This is a genomic window from Pontibacter rufus (genome assembly GCF_015694705.1).
Lineage (GTDB): Bacteria > Bacteroidota > Bacteroidia > Cytophagales > Hymenobacteraceae > Pontibacter > Pontibacter rufus.
In genome coordinates, this window is the sequence record NZ_JADQDR010000001.1 from 845,547 (window position 1) to 863,952 (window position 18,406).

Consider the following 18,406-nt stretch of genomic DNA (forward strand, 5'->3'; position numbering starts at 1 on the left):
TAGGGAGCGATGTTCCGGATAAGCACGCCACTAAGTATAAACACGCATCAGATTAAAGCGTCTGATTGTATATGCCTGAAATGCTGTTCTTTTTGCCGGCCGGTTTATACTTTACTCGATAGTATACTTATACAGGTTGGCGCCTTCGCTGGTAATAATAAGCGTATTTTCATCTATAAAGTCTACGCCTTCTGTTTGTCCTCCTCCCGGCAAGTCAATTTCCTGGTGTCTGCCTTTATAAAAGGATACAGGATTGTGCACGTTGCGGAACAGGTATAACTTGCCGTCGGCCAGCAGTGCCACCATATCGGCTTTGGGGCTAATGGCTGCACCGGTAATTTTACTGTCTACTGCAGCGTTGCCCAGATGACTGGCCGTATACTGGCCCGGTTGATCAGGCAGGCGGTATACTTTCGCCATAGTTTTATCATCTATATCTTTTGTTACCACATACAAATTGCCATCATACCAGAAAATAGCCTCTGCATCAAAGGTAGAGTTATCATTGATGGCAAATCGCTTCTGGTCTTCGTAGGTAAAGTTAATCTGCTGGATTTTGTCCGGCGCATCCTCCCGCAGTTTATAAATAGTCAGTAGCTTTCGTTTATAGTTGTTGTTGCCCGTATCAGCAATATAAATATTGCCTTGCGTGTCGCGCGTCATATCTTCCCAGTCTTCGTTCGGCACTTTAAGGGCAATGGTTTTGACAATATCTCCCTTCTCATCTATCTGGTACAGATCGGGCTTGTTTCCCGCATCATTCAGGGTGAGGTATTGCCCTGCCTGCGGAAGCGCAACTATAGCCGAGCTTTCTTTTACCTCTTTAGGAAGAGAGGTGAGCTTTTCAAATTTCCCGGTGGCACTCCCGGAAGTTGCTGCACGACCTTCGGCTGTATTGTCCGGGCCGGGCTTGTTGCGCGTAATGTAAAACAGCAGCCCGATGGCTGCCAGAAAGATGATTGCTATTTTTATCATAAGCTTCATAACAGAGAGGTGCCCGCGTCAGAATTTCTCAAGCATAACTTTATATCTAACGGGAACTGTGTGCTGACGTTTACGCAAAAAGGAGAAAGTATAGAAACAGCAGAAAAGAAGTCAGGATATCAGTAATATAGACGCATGGAATTTACAAGAATAAAAGAAACCTGCCTGTATGTGAGCGATTTAGGGCAGACGAAAGCATTTTATCAGGGCAGGCTGGGCCTGGAGGTAATTGGCGAAGTAGCGGGCCGGCATGTGTTTTTCCGGGCGGGAGCGTCGGTGCTGCTGTGCTTTATGGCGGAGGCCGCAAAACAAGCTGCTAAGTTGCCGCCACACTACGGTTCGGGGCACCTGCACCTGGCTTTTGAAGTGGAAAAAGAAGTCTACCAACAGCGCAAAGAAGAAATACAGCAACAGGGGATTGTGTTGGAGCAGGAGTTTGACTGGGGTGGCGGTTTCCTGTCATTCTACTTCCGCGATCCCGATCAGCACCTGCTGGAAGTCGTGATGACAGGCATGTGGGAGAGAAAGTAATTTTGAATGACTGAATTCTGAATAACTGAATTAATGATTTGAAAATTTGGAGATGTGAAGATGATAAATGCGTATAAAAGTTGCTGAAATCTTATTATTCAAAATTAATTCGCTCCTTCACTCATTCACTCATTCAAAATTATCAACGTTTCCGGATCAATCGTGTGGCCGCCATCAAAAGTATAAACTTGCGGCGTGATGCCCAGTTGGGCCATCAGCTGTTGTTTGCGTGCTAACGCTTCAGGCGTGATAAATGCATCCTTGGTGCCATATACCATGGCAATGGGCAGGTGCTGAAAGGCCGCTTTACCTGCTTCAAAGCTGATATCTTCGGGAAAGGAGGCGGCCCAAAGTATAAGCTTGTGTACCTGCGGCTGTCCCGTTGCCAGCCAGCGGCAAACAGTAGCCCCGCCCTGCGAAAAGCCCAGCACCGTAACCCGTACATTTTCCGGCAACTGCCTGAGTTGCTCCTGCAGCAACAAATCCAGGTAAGCGGCCTGATCTTCAATTTCTGACAACCGGTCTTCCTTTGTCATCCAGGTGGCACCCACTCTCCCCGAAAAGCCATCCAGGTAAAAGCGTGACAAGGCCTCAGGTGCTACAACCATTGTTTTTCCATCATCCAGCACACGAAAATGGCGAAGAAAGTAACGCGCCAGCTGGCCATAACCGTGACATACTATCCACAGGTTTTTAATCAGGCCGGATGGTGTGCCCAAAGTATAGTAACGGGCCGTACGCGCCACAGTAAGGCTGTGTTCAATCATCTAAAATGGAATTCAACAAGTAAATGTGCTAAAATGCTATAAATCAGATGAAGATGCACCGATGGCAGTTATTTATTTTCGTGCAGCTGCTTATAATCCAGGACTCAGAACGCGTAACTTTTAACTCGGAACTCCTTTAGAGGTGGTCTTTGGTAAACTGGAAAGGCAGTAGATCAGCCACCGATTTAAAACGGTAAAATTTCCCATCCGGTGCTTGCAGCAGCACCTGTATCGGCGCCTGCTGTTTGTATTCGTATTCGGCCATCACCTGGCGGCAGGCTCCGCAGGGCATAGCCGGGAGAAAGGTGTCTTTGTGGCGGCGGCGTGCCGTTACAGCCAGCATTTTTATAGTCTGATTGGGATGATTGGCGCTCAATCCGAACAAGGCCGTACGTTCGGCGCACAGGCCTGACGGGTAAGCAGCATTTTCCTGATTGCTGCCTTTAAACAGGCTGCCGTTTTCCAGCAGGAGGGCGGCGCCTACCAGAAAGTTGGAATAGGGCGCATACGCATCAGCGGCGGCTTCCTGTGCCAGCTCTATTGCTTGCCGCTCCTGCGTGTTCAGTTCTTCCGGCGCCAGCACATCCAGACATATCGTTATTTGCAGCTCACTTGCCATTTAGCATGGAATAAGTATAAAGATTAGAAAAGGGCTATAAATTTAATTAATATTCTGATAAAACCGCAGCTATAGTTTGCCTTGCGGGCCCTTATGTTTAAATTAAAGCCGGACCCATACCCCAAACTATGAAATCTATCCTGTTGCTGGGCGCCGGGCGCTCTGCCTCTTCACTGATAAAATACCTGCTCGACTACGCCCCCGCGGAAGGCTGGCACATCACGATTGGCGATATCATGGTAGCGCACCTGCAGCCGCTGGTGGCGCCGCTGTCTTTTGCCAAAGCCATACTTTTTGACGTGCACAACGAGGCACAGCGGGCTGCGGAGGTAAGTCAGGCGGATCTGGTGATTTCGTTATTGCCTGCGGTTTTCCATATCGAAGTGGCGCGGGAGTGTTTAAAGCAGGGGAAGGACCTGATTACGGCAAGTTATGTAACCCCGGCTTTCCTGGCATTACACCAGGAGGCGCAGCAAAAAAACCTGACGATATTGATGGAGTGCGGCCTCGATCCCGGTATCGATCACATGTCGGCCATGGCGGTGATTCGCCGAATCAGGCAGGCAGGCGGCCAGCTTACTTCCTTTAAATCTTATACCGGCGGACTGGTGGCACCCGAATATGATACCAATCCCTGGCGCTATAAGTTTACCTGGAACCCGCGCAACGTGGTGCTGGCCGGGCAGGGTACAGCCAGGTATATCAGAAACGGAGAATACAAGTATATCCCCTATCAGCAGTTATTCCGGCGCACCGACGAACTGTATGTGGAGGGTTATGGTCCGTTTGAAGGGTATGCTAACCGCGATTCGCTCAGCTATCGCGAGCCCTACGGCCTGCTCAATATCCCGACAATGCTGCGCGGCACGCTGCGCCGGCAAGGCTACTGCGAAGCATGGGATGTATTTGTACAACTGGGCCTGACAGACGACAGCTATACTTTGGAAGACTCGGAGATGATGACTTACAGCAGTTTTGTGGCAGCTTTTCTGCCACCTGCCACAACCGAAACACAAAGTATAGCCGGGCGCCTCAGTTTATACTTAGGCATACCGCAGGATGGCGAGGTGATGCAGAAGCTGGCCTGGCTGGATTTGTTCTCAGAGAAATCCGTAGCACTGGCAGGCGCCACGCCTGCCCAGGTGCTGGAGAAAATTCTGAAAGAGAAATGGACACTGGCCCCCGGCGACAAAGACATGATTGTGATGCAGCACCTGTTTGCCTATGAACTGGCGGGCGAAACACGCGAAGTAACGTCTACCTTGGTAGCAATGGGTGATGACGAGGTGCACACGGCCATGGCCAAAACGGTAGGCCTGCCCGTAGCCATACTTGCCAAACTGCTGCTGCAGGGCAAAATTACGCAACGCGGCGTTGTCATCCCGATATACCCGGAACTGTATGAGCCGGTTTTGAAAGAACTGAAGGAGTACGGAATTGATTTTATAGAGAAAGAAACGGTAAAGACGGAATAGTACGTGCCGGATTGTTTTCACCTGGCAGGATATGCCAGAAGTATGAGGTGAAGCCTGTAACCCCGCTACAAAGCCAGGTAATACGGCTGCAGCAATGCCACAAATTCCGGCGTGTAGGTTACTGCATCAGCCGCCCGGATATATAACTGCTTGACTATCGAAGTTTTATGCGAGACGAAAGTATAGGTCTGGATATGACGAATGCACTTGCCACCGGTGCGCGTGTATACTTCCAGCATATCAGTTAAGTATAAGTTGTGTGCCTGCGCCAGCACAGCAAAATGGGCAGCTTCGGCAGGTGGCAGCAGCAAGTATAACTTGCCTGCCAGTGCCAGGTGCTTTTGGGCAAAAGCAAGTATGTCTTCAAATAAAAGGTCGCCGGTATGTTTGGCCGTATTTTTTGCCGTGTCAGCAGATTTGAGCGAAGACAGGAAAAAAGGCGGATTGCTAAGTATAACATCATAAGCCTGGCGGTTGTTCGTGGCAAATTCCTGTAAACTGGCCGGGTAGAGGTGCAGCCTGTCAGCCCAGGGACTGGCAGCAAAGTTCTCCTGCGCCTGCTGCTGTGCTGCCGCGTCTATCTCCACGGCATCTATACTTGCCTTACTGCGCTGCGCCACCATCAGCGACAGCAAACCGGTGCCCGCACCGATGTCCAGTATGTGTTGTGCCTGTGCCACGTCAGCATAAGCGCCAAACAGGCAGGAGTCGGTACATACTTTCATGGCGCATCTGTCCTGCTCTACCCGAAACTGCTTGAACTGGAAGTAGGAGTTGGACATGTCTTAATCTTAAATGACTGACTTTTGAATAACCGAATGATTGAATAATTTGAAAATCTGGAGATTTGAAAATGATAAGTCCAAGAAGAACTTGCTTCCAGACCATTCAATTATTCAAAATCCAATCATTCACAATTATTTATTACTAAATGCGCCTGATTCGAAGCCTTCGTCGATGAGCAGGTTGGGGGAGAGGGCGCTGGCTACTGCGAGTTCGTCGCAACGCTCGTTCTCAGGGTGGCCGGCGTGGCCGCGTATCCATACGAACTTCACGTTGTGCTTGGCATAAACACGCAGGAAGCGCTGCCACAAATCGGCATTGGCTTTGCCCGCAAAGCCTTTTTTCTGCCAGCCAAACACCCAGCGTTTCTCCACGGCATCGACCACATACTTCGAATCAGAGTAAATGGTAACTGGTATGCCGGGCTTGGTCACGGCTTCCAGGCCCACAATCACGGCCAGCAGTTCCATGCGGTTGTTGGTGGTTTTACGGAAGCCCTGGCTTATCTCCTTTACATGCTGTTTCCAGCGCAGTATCACGCCATAGCCGCCCGGCCCGGGATTCCCACGCGAAGATCCGTCTGTAAATAGCTCTATCATAATTGAATTTTGAATGACTGAATTTTGAATAACAGAATGGTGGGTATGGGAATTGGCTTCGTTAGAAATTTCTACTTTTGAATCATACATTCGTTTAATCACTCATTCAAAATTGGATCAAAGATTCGTCTTGAATAATTTAATGGCGATGGCCAGCAGGATAACGCCAAATACTTTACGCAGCACGTCGGCACCGCCCTGGCCCAATTTACGCTCCAGCCAGCTCGACGCTTTTAACACGATGTATACAAAAACCAGGTTCAGCACGATGCCCACCAGCACGTTGGGCAGCGAATAGGCGGCGCGCAGGGAGAGCAGGGTGGTCATGGTGCCCGCGCCTACTATGAGCGGAAATGCCAGCGGAACGATGGAGCCTGTCTTACTTTCGGGGTCAGAATGGAAAAATGTTGTGCCCAGAATCATTTCAAGGCCAATCAGGAAAATGATGATAGCGCCGGCCATGGCAAACGACTGGAAATCGAGGCCGAAAAGCTTCAGGATAGATTGTCCCAAAAACAGGAAGGCCACCATCAGTACCCCCGATACAATAGTGGCTTTTTCTGATTCTATTTTGCCTTCGCGCTTGCGGAGGTCGATGATGATAGGAATGGAGCCGATGATATCGATAACGGCAAAAAGAATAAGCGTAACTGAGGCTATCTCTTTGAGACTGAACATGAGAGGTTTAATTACGAATTCAGAATTACGAATTATAGGTATGTTGAATAGAGGAATGGATATGTCGCTCGCACATCGTTACCGATAAGCAGGCTTAACCGAAATAATGCAGGAAAAAGCGCTTCAACTCTTCGTATTCTTCGTTTTGGATAGCCGGGAAGTTGGCGATGCGGAAAGTGGTGCGCGCCCACTGGCCATAGCCGTTGCCCAGCCGGATATTATGGTGAGCCGCCCGTTTCTTGATGTCATCTACCAACCGTTCGCTTGCCTGCACGGCCAGCACCGTTCTGGAGCGCACCTCCTCATTTTCTACCAGCAGGTTAAAATCAGTAAACTGCTCAAAGAAAGTATACAGTTCCTGTGCCCTATCCGTCAGCGCCTCCTCAATGGTTTTAATGAAAGGCCTGTCTTCGAGCACGCGCTTGAGCAGGTAAATGCTTAGTTCGTTGGGCGTGTGCGTGGTCTGGTAGTTCAGCATTTTTTCATACATGGGCACCAGGCTGTTGTAATGCCCGCGCTCTGCCATTTGTTTGGCCCTGAAAATAGCGCGCGGCGAACATACCAGAATGCCCAGGCCCGGCGGCAGGCCGAAGCACTTTTGCACCGAGGCGAACCAGATATCGGCTTTAATCATTTTCAGGTTAAGTCCGGCCATCGACGAAGTAGCATCCACGGCAATAAGTGTGTCGCGGAAGCGGTTGTGCAGGTTTAAGATGGTGGTAGGCGATACCTGTGTGCCGTTGGATGTTTCGTTTTGGGTGAAACAGATAAGCTCCGTGTCAGCGCTGATAGCCAACTGATCCAGCGGCATTGGCTCGTTTATTTCGAACAGAAAACCCTCAGCCCTTGGGCGGAGCTTTTTAGCATACTCGTACCATTTGTCGCCAAAGGAGCCATTAAAAATATGGGAGCTTCTGTGACTCGTAAGGCTCTGGATGAGAATTTCCCAGCATTCGGTAGCTGAAGAGGTAAAAAAGATGTGATAGTCCTGCGGAATATTGAGCCTGCGCTTGAGCAAACCAACCACATCCCGCGAGAGTTGCACAAATTGCTCGCCCCGGTGCGGCGTGTTTAAAATACCCTCATCAAACGCATCTGTCAGGTAGTTGCGCACTTCAGGGTATACTTTCGACGGACCGGGATAAAAGTTAAGCATAAGGTAAGTAAATGTGCTGATTTATTAATGTGCTACTGTGTTAATTAGCAGATAACCACCTATCAGGTACACCCATTTAATTGTGTTCAGGTGCTTATTACCGCCTTAATATACTCTATTTTATATATAAAGGTAGTAAACTTTAGTTGACGTAGTATAAACGGCAGATGTTACGTGTTTTTTACGCCAAACCCAATTTGTTTCGGTTTCAGGCGCTCAAAGTACTGCAAAGCAAGGCGGTAACTCTCCAGCCCGAAACCCGCGATGCTGCCGGTACAGTAGGCGGCAATCATACTTTTATGCCGGAAAGCCTCCCGCGCGTATATATTGGAAATATGCACCTCCACTACCGGCGTATCGATGGCTTTGATGGCGTCCGAAATAGCCACCGACGTATGGGTATAAGCGCCGCCATTAAACACAATGCCTTTGTAGCTGAAGCCTACTTCGTGTAGTTTGTCGATCAGCACGCCTTCCGTATTCGACTGAAAGTAGGACAGCTCCAGCCCGGGGAAATCTTTTTGCAGCTCCTCGTAATAATCTTCAAAAGAGCGGCTGCCGTATACCGATTTCTCGCGTGTGCCCAGCAGGTTCAGGTTCGGCCCATTCAGGATGAGTATTTTCATAGTATAGCGCTATAGTGTGTTTTGCAAATTTCCGAGCAGGCAAAGGTAAGGATTAACTATCTTTGCTTTATTTCCTGACAAAAGAAAGTTTGACAAAAGATAAAAGACTTTCAGATGAAGGTGTCTAAACTTGTTCTTTTGTCCTTTGTCTAACTGTCCTTTATCGTAATTCTCCATGAACTGGCCCATCTGCATCAGGCAATTCGAACAATACCTGCGGCTCGAAAAGTCGCTGTCCGGTAATTCGGTGGAGGCATACCTGCGCGATATCGGCAAGTTGCATGATTTCTTAAGTATGAAACACCTGCAGGTAGCGCCCGAGCAGATGACGCCAGCTATACTTCGGGAGTTCCTGGAATGGATAAATGAGCTGGGAATGACGCCGCACTCGCAGGCCCGCACGCTTTCTGGCATCCGCGCCTTTTACAAGTTCCTGATCATGGAAGACATGATGCAGGCCGATCCTACCGACACCATCGAAGCGCCCAAACTGAACCGCAAGCTGCCCGACACGCTCCACTTCCACGAGATAGAGCAACTGCTGGCCGCCATCGATATGTCTACGCCCGAGGGCACGCGCAACCGCGCCATGCTGGAAACGCTCTACAGTTCGGGCCTGCGCGTATCCGAGCTGCTGGATCTGAAGCTGAGCAACCTTTATGAAGATGCCGGTTTCCTGAAAGTGGCCGGAAAAGGCGACAAAGAGCGCCTGGTACCCATCGGCCGCGACGCGCTCAAGCACATCAGCCTCTACAAAGAAGGCGTGCGTTGTCACCTCACCATCAAAAAAGGTAACGAAGATATTGTTTTCCTTAACCGCCGTGGCACAAAAATGTCGCGCGTGATGGTGTTTATGATTATCAAAGATTTGGTAGCGAAAGCCGGTATTCAGAAAACGGTGAGCCCTCATACTTTCCGCCATTCCTTTGCCACCCACTTAATAGAAGGCGGCGCCGACCTGCGCGCCGTACAGGAAATGCTGGGCCACGAATCTATCACCACCACCGAAATTTATACCCACTTAGACAGAGATTACCTCAAGCAGGTGATTAAAGATTATCATCCGCGCAGCTGACCATGATCTGTGGTTTTCAGGCTAGATAGATTATCAAATAATTTGAATATTCCGGATAATTTATATATTTGTGAAGATAACTTATACTTGCCCGGGCTTGATTTTGCCTTTACTGCGGCATGCGCTTCTGATTTTCACATGTAAGCAAACCTCATCTTATGGAATCAATTTCTACAGCTAATCCCTCGCCTGTTGTCCCTTCTTCTGAGTCAGCATTAAGTTTCCGGTTAGCCAAGGCCTGGGGCTATTTGGGCATACTTTTTCTGTGCATGGTCGTTTCAGCCATTGTCGTGATCCTACTCGCCATCCCTTTTCAGCATGGTAGCTTCAATACAAAGAGTCCGGTTATGAAGCTGCTGCTCTACGTGGTGCCGTTCCTGCTGTTCGCACTCTATCTGAAAAAGAAGCAGAAACTGGGGGCAATGCTGCAGCCGGAAGCAGGTATAAAGCGTGTGCCCGGCGTTTTATACCTGCTGATATTGCTGTTTATACCTGCCATTCATATTGCCCTGGACCCGCTCGTGAGCCTTATCCCGATGCCGGACGTTGTCCGGGACATGTTTGTAAATATGAGCGGCAAAGATATTTTTACCTTTATCACCATCGTAGTGGCGGCGCCGGTGCTGGAAGAGTTTCTGATGCGGGGCCTGTTGCTGCGTGGTCTGCTGAAAAACTACAGTCCTGCCACAGCCATCATCTGGACGAGCGTAATGTTTGCCGTGCTGCACCTGAATCCCTGGCAGGGCATCGGCGCTTTTGTGCTTGGCCTGGTGCTGGGCTGGATATACTACAAAACCCGCTCTATCTGGACCTGCATTTTCCTGCATTTTGCCAACAACTTAATGGGTGCCTTAATGATGCTGATCTTGCCGGAAGAACTGGCTATTAGCAGCCTGTATGATATGGTAGGAAACCCGCTGTGGTTTGGCCTTCTGTATGGCGTGGCGCTGGTTGTGCTTGCCTTTTGTATCTTCTCTTCGAAGCGGCAGTTAAGCAGTCTTCCGCTGAAGTATGAATAGAGGTGTTTTGAGAGTTTCGTCTATGTGCAGATAAGCGTAGGTTTAAGTTAAGCAACAAGTTAGCGGTAACTTTAAATTATGAAGAAGGTTCTCAAACGATTTCATGAGTCATTCACAGCAGAGATAAAGCATCCTCAAACCAGAGTGATTGAATTTATAGTAACTGAGAAGAGTAAGAAAAGAGGCTTATTTGATTTCCTTAGTAGCAATCCAATTGACTTTAGAGAAATTACTCTTTCTAATGACAGTCTGATTATTGATGTCAAGCCTAAGGTGCTTAATCCATTCAGGGGAATGGGTAAAATATCTATGCATTTAGATAAAGGCGAAAATTCATCTTGGACAAAAGTAGAAGGAGAAATAGTGCCTTATAATAATAGGTATATTCTTACTGTCTGCTTGTTCTTAAGCTTCTTAACCGTTTGGACAGCTTTTGCCTTTATCATAGATACAAGCATCAATACTTATATTGTCGTAGCGCTTGGGTGGACAATATTCACGTTAATCCTATACATGCTTCCCTTCTGGTACAGAAGCAGGCTAAGAGAGTATAAAGACTATTTCTTACTGATATTGAATAGCAAAAGCATAAAATAGAAAAGATACCGCTAACAAAGCACATGAGCAAAGCTTCGGCTACGCCTTGCTCACCTCATATACGAGGCCGTTTTACAGAAAAAAACACACATCCAAAGACCAGAATCTTAAAAAAGATGTTATCTTGAATAAAGAACTTAAGGTATGGTAACTGTGATAAAAAAGGGAACTGATAAAAAAGAGATAGAAAAAGCGCTTTCTAATCTAAAAAGCACCAAAAGATTTGATGCTTATAAATATTGCGGAACAGTTAAACTAAAAGAATACCCCTTAGCAATTCAGAAAAAAATGAGAGATGAGTGGGAATAGTATCTTTCTTGACACGAATATTTTACTCAACTTGTTATCAGGGGATGAGACAATTGCCGGTTTACGAAACGATAAAACCATTTTTATTTCCTTTGTTACCGAACTTGAATTTTTAGGATACAAAAAATTAGTCTGGAAGAATTAGAAAGGATTGAGAATTTATTGTCTGCTACAACCATTGTTGATATAAATTCAGAAATAAAGAAGATAGTTATAAGGTTGAGAAAATCATATAAGATTAAATTACCTGACGCAATAATCGCTGCATCTTCGTATTATTTGCAGTTGCCTCTTCTGACATCAGATAAAGACTTATCTAAATTAACAGAGTTGAATCTTCTTCTGTACGAGAAATAATATGCACTAAAATCACATACTTCAGCTAAAAGCCCACTGCCTGCACGAAACCACTGAGTTACATCCAGTAAAGACGCAAAGTATGGCGCCTTTACAGTTGTTTTAGGATGGACAGAATTATACCCCTTAAAATTAACGAATGACACCAAAGCACTTGTTTATACTTGCCATACTTCTGGTTTTTACTTCCTGCCACACGCCTGCAACTGCACAGTCGGTGGCAGATAACATTATACCGAAGCCAGTGGAGGTGGTGAAAACAGGAAAACAGCCCGTTGTAGTTACTGGGAAAACACAAATTGTAGCGGATACGCGCTTTGCAGACCAGGCGGCTTATCTGCAGGATTTGATTGTCGCACAAACAGGTATGCTGCTGCCCGTACAAAGCAGCGGCCAAGGCAAAAGCGGCAGGTATAGCCATATCCGGCTTGTAGCTGATTCTGCAGCCGTAAACAGGGCCGAAATGTATATTCTGACGGCAGCTGGCAGGGATGTTACCATCAAGGCGAGAGATACGCGCGGCATGGTGTACGGCATCCAGACACTTTTGCAGCTGCTTCCGCTGCAAAAGACGGAAACGGCAAGTATACCTTCGGTTGCTATCAAAGATTATCCGCGCTTTGCCTACCGCGGTATGCACCTGGATGTGGTGCGCCACATGTTCCCGGTGTCGTTCATCAAGAAATACATCGATTACCTGGCCTTCCACAAATTTAACACCTTTCACTGGCACCTGACCGACGACCAGGGCTGGCGCATCGAGATAGATTCTTACCCGAAACTGAATACGGTTGGCTCCTGGCGGGACTCCACGCTGATAGGGCATTTCAACGACGTGCCGGCCAGGTACGATGCGACGCGCTACGGCGGCTTTTATACCAAAGACGAAGTGCGTGACGTGATACGCTATGCGGCCATCAGGGGCATCGATATTATCCCTGAAATAGACATCCCCGGGCACAGCCGGGCGACCATCGCCGCCTACCCCGAGTTCAGCACCAAACCCGATACTACCTGGAATGTGGCGACGACCTGGGGCATGTATAACCGGCAGAACAACGTGCTGGCGCCAAATCCTGCTACGTTTAAGTTTCTCGAAACGGTGTTCCACGAAGTGGCAGACCTGTTTCCTTCGCCATATTTTCATCTTGGCGGGGATGAGTGCAGCACCATGTGGTGGAAAGCAGATCCGGGCTCTCAGAAATTTATCCAGGAGCATCACCTAAAAGATGAAAAGGGGCTGCAGACATACTTTATAGAGCAGGTGGCCGGTTACCTGGCCGATAAAGGAAAAACCGTGATTGGCTGGCACGAAATTCTGCAGGGAGACCTGGATACGTCTGCTATTGTGATGGACTGGGCAGGCGACAAGGAAGCCGTTGCCGCTGCCACACGTCACCACCGCGTGATTATGACGCCGGGCAAGCCGCTATACTTCGACAATTACCAGTCCAAGGACCCGAATGACAGCCTGGCCATCCACGGTTACAACCCGCTGGATGCGGTATACAAGTATGAGCCCGTGCCTGCCGCCCTGCAAAACACGGCGCTGGAAAAGTATATCCTCGGCGCACAGGGCAATGTGTGGACAGAATATATGGGCAACCCCGCCAAAGTGGAATACATGGTTTTTCCGAGAATGACGGCGCTGAGCGAAGTGCTCTGGACGCCAGCAAATAAAAAGGATTACGAAGATTTCAAGCGGAGACTGAAGACGGCCATCATTCCAAGGTATAACTACTGGCACACCAGCTACTTCAAAGATTTTGAGAAATGGACGTCAGATAAGTAAGTATTTGCAGCTGCAGTGCGGAGTGAATAAAAAGTATACAACCGGCTAATTTCCGCTGGTGCGAGCTTGCAGCTCGTATTTATTTTGCAGATGAAGGTACGAGCTGCAAGCTCGCACCAGCAAAGCCAGCAAAGAGGTTCGGGCATACTTATACTTCGGCCACAGAGATATTCACAGGTGTAGAAGGTACTGTGGGTTCCGCGTTGGTTTATACTTGCATAGTTGTAAAAGCGACGATGCACGTTTTACTTCTATGATACTGCAAATAACCATGCTGCCAAAGCCCTAAATCGTCCTGTGAGTTGTGTATAAATCCTGTTCATCCAAAAAACCGGTAAATCCTGATTCAGAAATTTTATCTTTGCCGGCAGCAAGTATAACCAACCGCCTTTGCCGTGTATAAAAGCCTCCTGCGTCCGCTGCTCTTCCAACTCGACCCTGAACAAGTACATTACCTCACTACCGATGCCTTGAAGGCCACTTACAGGCTGCCCTTCGCCGGGAACATCAGCCAGAAGATGTTTAAAGTAGCGGATGTGCGGCTGGAGCGAGAGCTGTTCGGCCTTAAATTCCCAAATCCTGTGGGGCTGGCAGCGGGCTTCGACAAAGACGCCAAACTGATAGATGAGTTTGCCAATCTGGGCTTCGGCTTTGTTGAGATTGGCACGCTTACGCCAAAACCGCAGCCCGGCAACGACAAGCCGCGACTGTTCCGGTTGCCGCAGGATCAGGCCATCATCAACCGCATGGGCTTTAACAACGAAGGCGTGGATGCGGCTGTAAAACGCCTGGAGAAGCGTAAAAGCAACATCATCGTAGGCGGCAACATCGGCAAAAACAAAGTTACTCCCAACGAGGAAGCGCTCCGCGATTATCTCTACTGCTTTAAAGCCCTGTTCGACGTAGTGGATTATTTCGTGGTCAATGTCAGCTCGCCGAACACGCCGGACTTGCGGGCGCTGCAGGACAAAGAGCCATTGCAACAACTGCTGCTGGCTTTGCAGGAGGAGAACAGCAAACACAGCAAGCCCAAGCCACTGTTGCTCAAAATTGCGCCGGATTTAAACTTAGAACAACTCAATGACATCATCGAAATAGCCCGGGAAGTAAGGCTGAGCGGCCTGATTGCGACCAATACCACCATCAGCCGCCAGGGTTTGCATGCACCGGCGCAGCGCATCAGCGACATAGGGGCGGGCGGGCTGAGCGGCAAACCGCTAACACAGCATGCCACACAAATTATCCGCCACCTGCGCACTTATCTGCCCGAAGAGATTCGCCTCATTGGCGTGGGCGGCATTATGACACCCGAAGACGCCGTGGAGAAAATGCAGGCAGGCGCCGATTTGGTGCAACTCTACACCGGCTTTATCTACGAAGGCCCCGGACTTATCAGCCGCATCAATAAAAAGCTTTTGGCGGGATAGATAAAAATCAGAAAGCAGAAATATAATAGTTGAACAAAGCGGGAGGTCTCCTGCCTCCTGATAGTGTACTCTCGCCACAGGCAAAGGAAGGCAGTAAGAAACCAGAAGTCAGCAATTTAACTATCCGCCTATTTAACCGTCAAACAATTTAACCGGCAGCTCCCGCTAATCTTATCCAAAAAAATGTAAATTTGGATTCTTAAATCAGTTGAGGGTATGGCGAAGAACACTTACAGAAACGAGACGCTGCAGGCAGGACGGAAGAACGAAGTGCGGGGCAAAAATGAGCCGCGAAGTGCAAATGTACCGGCAGGGGAGAAGCAGAAGAAGGCGAAGAAAAGATGGTCGTTTAAACTCCCAAGGCCTCATGTAAATATCGGTTTTCTGAAAGACAAACGCTTTAAGCTATTCGTTGGCTTTACGTTACTGCTGCTGTCCTTTTTCCTGACCATTGCCTTTGTATCTTACCTGTTCACGGGCCATGCCGACCAGAGCGTAGTAGAATCAGTTAGCGGCACCGGCCTGAAAGAATCGGGCCGGGAGGCGGAGAACTGGCTGGGCCTGTTTGGGGCCTGGGTATCGCACCTGTTTATTTATGACTGGCTGGGCATGGGCGCATTCTTCGTTATTCCAGTCCTGTTTTTTGCCGGTATGCGCATTGTGTTCCAGCGCGTCAATATATCCATGTCCTATATTCTGGGTTTGTGCTGTTTCAGTATGCTGTGGCTGAGCTTAACGCTGGGCTATATTGTTTTCTCGCTGGATGCCATAGATAAACTCGGCTTTATGGGCGGCGGCATCGGCATCGAAACGGCCATCTGGCTCAACAGCCTCATTGGCTGGGGCTCGTGGCTGCTGCTGGGCTTCTTGTTGCTCGTGTTTTTGGTTGGTTTTTTCAACATCACCAGTATACACTGGAGTAAATCTGTGCTGGTAGATCTGGAGGAGGAAGACAGGATGCCGGAGAAAAATTATGCATCTTCTCTGGGTGACGTGATGGGTTCCGCTTCACGCGGCATCAACCACAACGCAGATCCAACAGCTTCGCTGGAAGTTGTGGAAGAAGCAGACGACTTGCCTTTCGACGAGGAAGATGATGAAATAAACCGGGCGCTGGAGATGGAACTGACGGCCCTGACACAGACGCCTGTTCCGCCGGCCAAACCGGCCGCCCCTGCCTTAGAGCTCGATATTGACGTGCCGGAGGATGTGGAACTTGAGGATAGTATAGATGACCTTAGCGAAGTTGAGGAAGACATGGAACTGGAGATTGAGGAAACGCCGGAAGAAAAAGCTGCCCGCGCCCTCTCAGGCGAAAACTATGATCCCACGCTCGACCTGGCCCGTTATCAATACCCGCACATTGACCTGCTCAACGACTATGGCGTCAACAAAATCCAGGTAACCAAAGAGGAGCTGGAAGCCAATAAAGATAAAATTGTAGAAACGCTCGGCCATTACAATATCGGTATTGCCAGCATCAAAGCCACCATCGGCCCAACGGTTACGCTTTACGAAATTGTGCCGGATGCCGGGGTGCGTATTTCCAAAATCAAGAACCTGGAAGATGATATTGCCCTGAGCCTCGCTGCATTGGGCATCCGTATCATTGCGCCGATTCCGGGCAAGGGCACGATAGGTATAGAAGTACCGAACACCAAAAAGGAGATGGTTTCCATTAGGTCAATACTGGCTACGGAGAAGTTTATGAAGAGCGATATGGAGCTGCCGATTGCCTTCGGTAAAACCATCACCAACGAAGTGTTTATCACCGATCTGGCCAAAATGCCGCACCTGCTGATGGCGGGTGCCACAGGCCAGGGTAAATCGGTTGGTCTGAATGCTATACTTACTTCTTTGCTCTACAAGCGCCATCCTTCGCAGCTCAAGTTCGTGCTCGTAGACCCTAAAAAGGTGGAACTGTCGCTGTTCAATAAAATTGAGCGCCATTTCCTGGCCAAGTTGCCCGATACCGACGAAGCCATCATTACAGACACAAAAAAGGTAGTGAACACGCTCAACTCGCTGTGTATGGAGATGGATATGCGCTACGACCTGCTGAAAGATGCCGGTTGCCGCAACCTGAAAGAGTATAACCGCAAGTTTGTGGAGCGCCGCCTCAACCCGAAAAAAGGCCACAAGTTTATGCCATACATTGTGCTGGTAATCGACGAATTGGCCGACCTGATGATGACAGCGGGCAAAGAAGTGGAAACGCCGATTGCGCGCTTGGCGCAGTTGGCCCGTGCCATCGGCATACATTTGGTGGTGGCCACGCAACGTCCATCCGTAAACGTGATTACGGGTATCATCAAAGCCAACTTCCCGGCACGTATTTCCTTTAAAGTAACGTCCAAAATCGACTCCCGCACTATTCTGGACGCCGGCGGTGCCGATCAGCTCATCGGCCAGGGTGATATGCTGTTCTCTATTGGCTCCGATATGGTGCGTATCCAGTGTGCCTTTGTGGATACGCCGGAAGTTGACCGTATCTGCGATTATATCGGGGAGCAGCAGGGCTATAGCGATGCTTACCTGCTGCCAGAGTTTGTGGGCGATGAAAGCGGAAATGATAAAGCTGACTTCGACCCAAGCAACCGAGATCCTTTGTTTGAGGATGCCGCCCGCATTATAGTGCAACACCAGCAGGGCAGCACCTCGTTGCTGCAGCGCCGCCTTAAATTAGGGTATAACCGCGCCGGCCGCCTGATAGACCAGCTGGAGTCGGCCGGAATTGTAGGGCCGTTTGAGGGAAGCAAGGCACGCGAAGTTTTAATAACCGATGAGTATAGTTTGGAACAGTTATTGAATACGATGGGCTAAGTAATCAATAATATCTAAATTTTTAGAAATGAAACGACTATTCTCTCTGTTGCTGGCCGTGCTGCTGTTTGTGAACCTAGCCAATGCGCAGCAGGACCCTAAGGCTGCCAAAATTCTGGACGCGATGAGCCAGAAGTATAAAACGATGAAAGCCTTTAAAGCCGATTTCTCCCAGACAATGGAAAGCCCTTCGGCCAAAGTGAAGGAAACCATGGAAGGCAACGTACTGGTGAGCGGCGACAAATACCGGCTGAAGGTGAACGGCCAGGAGGTGATAAACAATGGCAAACTGATGTGGACCTACCTCAAAGACGCCAACGAAGTAACCATCACCGAAAACGATGCCGAGGCAGAAAGTATGTCGCCGGGCAAGATTTTCGAAATGTATAAGAAAGGCTACAAGTATAGTTATGCCGGCACCGAAACAATAGATGGCGCAAAGTATAATGTCATTGAGCTGGCGCCCGAAGACCGCAGCAACCCGATATTTAAGGTGCGCCTTTACATCAACCAGAAAGACAATACCCTGAAGAGCTGGCAGATGTTCCGCAACAACGGCAATCGTTATACTTATACTATCAAAAATTTCCAGGCAAACCCCACAGTGACCGCCGACGCCTTTGCCTTTAACAAAGCAAAGTATAAAGGCGTGGAAGTGGTGGATTTACGTTAAACCATACTTTGCTGAAGCACAAAAAAGGCTGCTCTAACCGGGCAGCCTTTTTTGTGCGCCGGTTTACCAGATGCTCACAGGGTATAAAAGACCTGTGAGCGTCTGAGGCCGTTAAA

General features: G+C 48.8%; 19 protein-coding genes. 11 read left to right on the forward strand and 8 right to left on the reverse strand.

The window, feature by feature from the left end; translation table 11 throughout:
- Positions 1 to 111 precede the first annotated feature (111 nt).
- Positions 112 to 975, reverse strand: coding sequence for a hypothetical protein (locus I2I11_RS03815; protein WP_230679865.1), 864 nt, complete (start codon positions 973 to 975; stop codon positions 112 to 114).
- A 144-nt stretch (positions 976 to 1,119) separates the two neighbouring features.
- Here I2I11_RS03815 and I2I11_RS03820 point away from each other — a divergent pair, with 144 nt between their 5' ends.
- Positions 1,120 to 1,515 (forward strand): VOC family protein, encoded by a 396-nt coding sequence (locus I2I11_RS03820; RefSeq protein WP_196266305.1) that lies wholly within the window; start codon positions 1,120 to 1,122, stop codon positions 1,513 to 1,515.
- 125 nt (positions 1,516 to 1,640) lie between these two features.
- On the opposite strand, the gene I2I11_RS03825 is transcribed toward I2I11_RS03820, so the two are convergent.
- Both I2I11_RS03825 and cdd read right to left on the reverse strand, forming a co-directional pair.
- Positions 1,641 to 2,282: an alpha/beta hydrolase gene (locus I2I11_RS03825; RefSeq protein ID WP_196266306.1), complete on the reverse strand. Its 642-nt coding sequence runs from the start codon at positions 2,280 to 2,282 to the stop codon at positions 1,641 to 1,643.
- Between the two features lie 136 nt (positions 2,283 to 2,418).
- Complete coding sequence (gene cdd / locus I2I11_RS03830) at positions 2,419 to 2,901, reverse strand: cytidine deaminase (protein WP_196266307.1); 483 nt, start codon at positions 2,899 to 2,901, stop codon at positions 2,419 to 2,421.
- 128 nt (positions 2,902 to 3,029) lie between these two features.
- On the opposite strand from cdd, the gene I2I11_RS03835 reads away from it, so the two are divergent.
- On the forward strand, positions 3,030 to 4,376 hold the full coding sequence (locus I2I11_RS03835; RefSeq protein ID WP_196266308.1) for a saccharopine dehydrogenase family protein: 1,347 nt from the start codon (positions 3,030 to 3,032) through the stop codon (positions 4,374 to 4,376).
- A 65-nt stretch (positions 4,377 to 4,441) separates the two neighbouring features.
- Here I2I11_RS03835 and I2I11_RS03840 read toward each other — a convergent pair whose 3' ends face one another.
- From I2I11_RS03840 to aroQ, 5 genes are all read right to left on the reverse strand, one after another.
- Entirely contained in the window at positions 4,442 to 5,158 is a 717-nt protein-coding gene (locus I2I11_RS03840) for a tRNA1(Val) (adenine(37)-N6)-methyltransferase (RefSeq protein WP_196266309.1), read from the reverse strand.
- 135 nt (positions 5,159 to 5,293) lie between these two features.
- On the reverse strand, positions 5,294 to 5,758 hold the full coding sequence (gene rnhA / locus I2I11_RS03845) for a ribonuclease HI (protein ID WP_196266310.1): 465 nt from the start codon (positions 5,756 to 5,758) through the stop codon (positions 5,294 to 5,296).
- A gap of 117 nt (positions 5,759 to 5,875) precedes the next feature.
- Entirely contained in the window at positions 5,876 to 6,436 is a 561-nt protein-coding gene (locus tag I2I11_RS03850; protein WP_196266311.1) for a MarC family protein, read from the reverse strand.
- Between the two features lie 94 nt (positions 6,437 to 6,530).
- Positions 6,531 to 7,592 (reverse strand): aminotransferase class V-fold PLP-dependent enzyme, encoded by a 1,062-nt coding sequence (locus I2I11_RS03855; RefSeq protein WP_196266312.1) that lies wholly within the window; start codon positions 7,590 to 7,592, stop codon positions 6,531 to 6,533.
- A gap of 170 nt (positions 7,593 to 7,762) precedes the next feature.
- The gene (gene aroQ / locus I2I11_RS03860) at positions 7,763 to 8,218 is read right to left on the reverse strand and encodes a type II 3-dehydroquinate dehydratase (RefSeq protein ID WP_196266313.1); all 456 of its coding nucleotides are present in this window, start codon (positions 8,216 to 8,218) and stop codon (positions 7,763 to 7,765) included.
- 175 nt (positions 8,219 to 8,393) lie between these two features.
- Between aroQ and xerD the strand changes: the two genes are divergently transcribed.
- The 9 genes from xerD to lolA1 all read left to right on the forward strand — a co-directional run bounded on the left by xerD (position 8,394) and on the right by lolA1 (position 18,290).
- Entirely contained in the window at positions 8,394 to 9,293 is a 900-nt protein-coding gene (gene xerD / locus I2I11_RS03865; RefSeq protein WP_196266314.1) for a site-specific tyrosine recombinase XerD, read from the forward strand.
- Positions 9,294 to 9,451: 158 nt separating this feature from the next.
- A complete protein-coding gene (locus tag I2I11_RS03870) occupies positions 9,452 to 10,312 on the forward strand; it encodes a CPBP family intramembrane glutamic endopeptidase (RefSeq protein WP_196266315.1) in 861 nt (286 codons plus the stop codon).
- 78 nt (positions 10,313 to 10,390) lie between these two features.
- Positions 10,391 to 10,909 (forward strand): hypothetical protein, encoded by a 519-nt coding sequence (locus I2I11_RS03875; RefSeq protein ID WP_196266316.1) that lies wholly within the window; start codon positions 10,391 to 10,393, stop codon positions 10,907 to 10,909.
- 144 nt (positions 10,910 to 11,053) lie between these two features.
- Positions 11,054 to 11,218 carry a hypothetical protein gene (locus tag I2I11_RS03880; protein ID WP_196266317.1) on the forward strand — a complete coding sequence of 55 codons (165 nt, stop codon included), beginning with the start codon at positions 11,054 to 11,056 and terminating at the stop codon, positions 11,216 to 11,218.
- A 132-nt stretch (positions 11,219 to 11,350) separates the two neighbouring features.
- Entirely contained in the window at positions 11,351 to 11,575 is a 225-nt protein-coding gene (locus I2I11_RS21530; RefSeq protein ID WP_370582917.1) for a PIN domain-containing protein, read from the forward strand.
- Positions 11,576 to 11,714: 139 nt separating this feature from the next.
- Positions 11,715 to 13,367, forward strand: coding sequence for a beta-N-acetylhexosaminidase (locus I2I11_RS03890; RefSeq protein WP_196266318.1), 1,653 nt, complete (start codon positions 11,715 to 11,717; stop codon positions 13,365 to 13,367).
- 395 nt (positions 13,368 to 13,762) lie between these two features.
- On the forward strand, positions 13,763 to 14,794 hold the full coding sequence (locus I2I11_RS03895) for a quinone-dependent dihydroorotate dehydrogenase (protein WP_196266319.1): 1,032 nt from the start codon (positions 13,763 to 13,765) through the stop codon (positions 14,792 to 14,794).
- 216 nt (positions 14,795 to 15,010) lie between these two features.
- Positions 15,011 to 17,617: an FtsK/SpoIIIE family DNA translocase gene (locus I2I11_RS03900; protein ID WP_196266320.1), complete on the forward strand. Its 2,607-nt coding sequence runs from the start codon at positions 15,011 to 15,013 to the stop codon at positions 17,615 to 17,617.
- A gap of 28 nt (positions 17,618 to 17,645) precedes the next feature.
- Entirely contained in the window at positions 17,646 to 18,290 is a 645-nt protein-coding gene (gene lolA1 / locus I2I11_RS03905) for an outer membrane lipoprotein periplasmic chaperone LolA1 (RefSeq protein ID WP_196266321.1), read from the forward strand.
- The last annotated feature ends 116 nt before the right edge of the window (positions 18,291 to 18,406 follow it).

Excerpts from the sequence above, each read along its gene's own strand:
- I2I11_RS03835 (WP_196266308.1), top strand. The coding sequence starts at position 3,030 with ATGAAATCTATCCTGTTGCTGGGCGCCGGGCGCTCTGCCTCTTCACTG.
- I2I11_RS03840 (WP_196266309.1), bottom strand. The coding sequence starts at position 5,158 with ATGTCCAACTCCTACTTCCAGTTCAAGCAGTTTCGGGTAGAGCAGGAC.
- xerD (WP_196266314.1), top strand. The coding sequence starts at position 8,394 with ATGAACTGGCCCATCTGCATCAGGCAATTCGAACAATACCTGCGGCTC.
- I2I11_RS03890 (WP_196266318.1), top strand. The coding sequence starts at position 11,715 with ATGACACCAAAGCACTTGTTTATACTTGCCATACTTCTGGTTTTTACT.
- I2I11_RS03815 (WP_230679865.1), bottom strand. The coding sequence starts at position 975 with ATGATAAAAATAGCAATCATCTTTCTGGCAGCCATCGGGCTGCTGTTT.
- I2I11_RS03825 (WP_196266306.1), bottom strand. The coding sequence starts at position 2,282 with ATGATTGAACACAGCCTTACTGTGGCGCGTACGGCCCGTTACTATACT.
- I2I11_RS03850 (WP_196266311.1), bottom strand. The coding sequence starts at position 6,436 with ATGTTCAGTCTCAAAGAGATAGCCTCAGTTACGCTTATTCTTTTTGCC.
- I2I11_RS03855 (WP_196266312.1), bottom strand. The coding sequence starts at position 7,592 with ATGCTTAACTTTTATCCCGGTCCGTCGAAAGTATACCCTGAAGTGCGC.
- aroQ (WP_196266313.1), bottom strand. The coding sequence starts at position 8,218 with ATGAAAATACTCATCCTGAATGGGCCGAACCTGAACCTGCTGGGCACA.
- I2I11_RS03900 (WP_196266320.1), top strand. The coding sequence starts at position 15,011 with ATGGCGAAGAACACTTACAGAAACGAGACGCTGCAGGCAGGACGGAAG.
- rnhA (WP_196266310.1), bottom strand. The coding sequence starts at position 5,758 with ATGATAGAGCTATTTACAGACGGATCTTCGCGTGGGAATCCCGGGCCG.
- I2I11_RS03875 (WP_196266316.1), top strand. The coding sequence starts at position 10,391 with ATGAAGAAGGTTCTCAAACGATTTCATGAGTCATTCACAGCAGAGATA.
- I2I11_RS03880 (WP_196266317.1), top strand. The coding sequence starts at position 11,054 with ATGGTAACTGTGATAAAAAAGGGAACTGATAAAAAAGAGATAGAAAAA.
- I2I11_RS03820 (WP_196266305.1), top strand. The coding sequence starts at position 1,120 with ATGGAATTTACAAGAATAAAAGAAACCTGCCTGTATGTGAGCGATTTA.
- lolA1 (WP_196266321.1), top strand. The coding sequence starts at position 17,646 with ATGAAACGACTATTCTCTCTGTTGCTGGCCGTGCTGCTGTTTGTGAAC.
- cdd (WP_196266307.1), bottom strand. The coding sequence starts at position 2,901 with ATGGCAAGTGAGCTGCAAATAACGATATGTCTGGATGTGCTGGCGCCG.
- I2I11_RS03870 (WP_196266315.1), top strand. The coding sequence starts at position 9,452 with ATGGAATCAATTTCTACAGCTAATCCCTCGCCTGTTGTCCCTTCTTCT.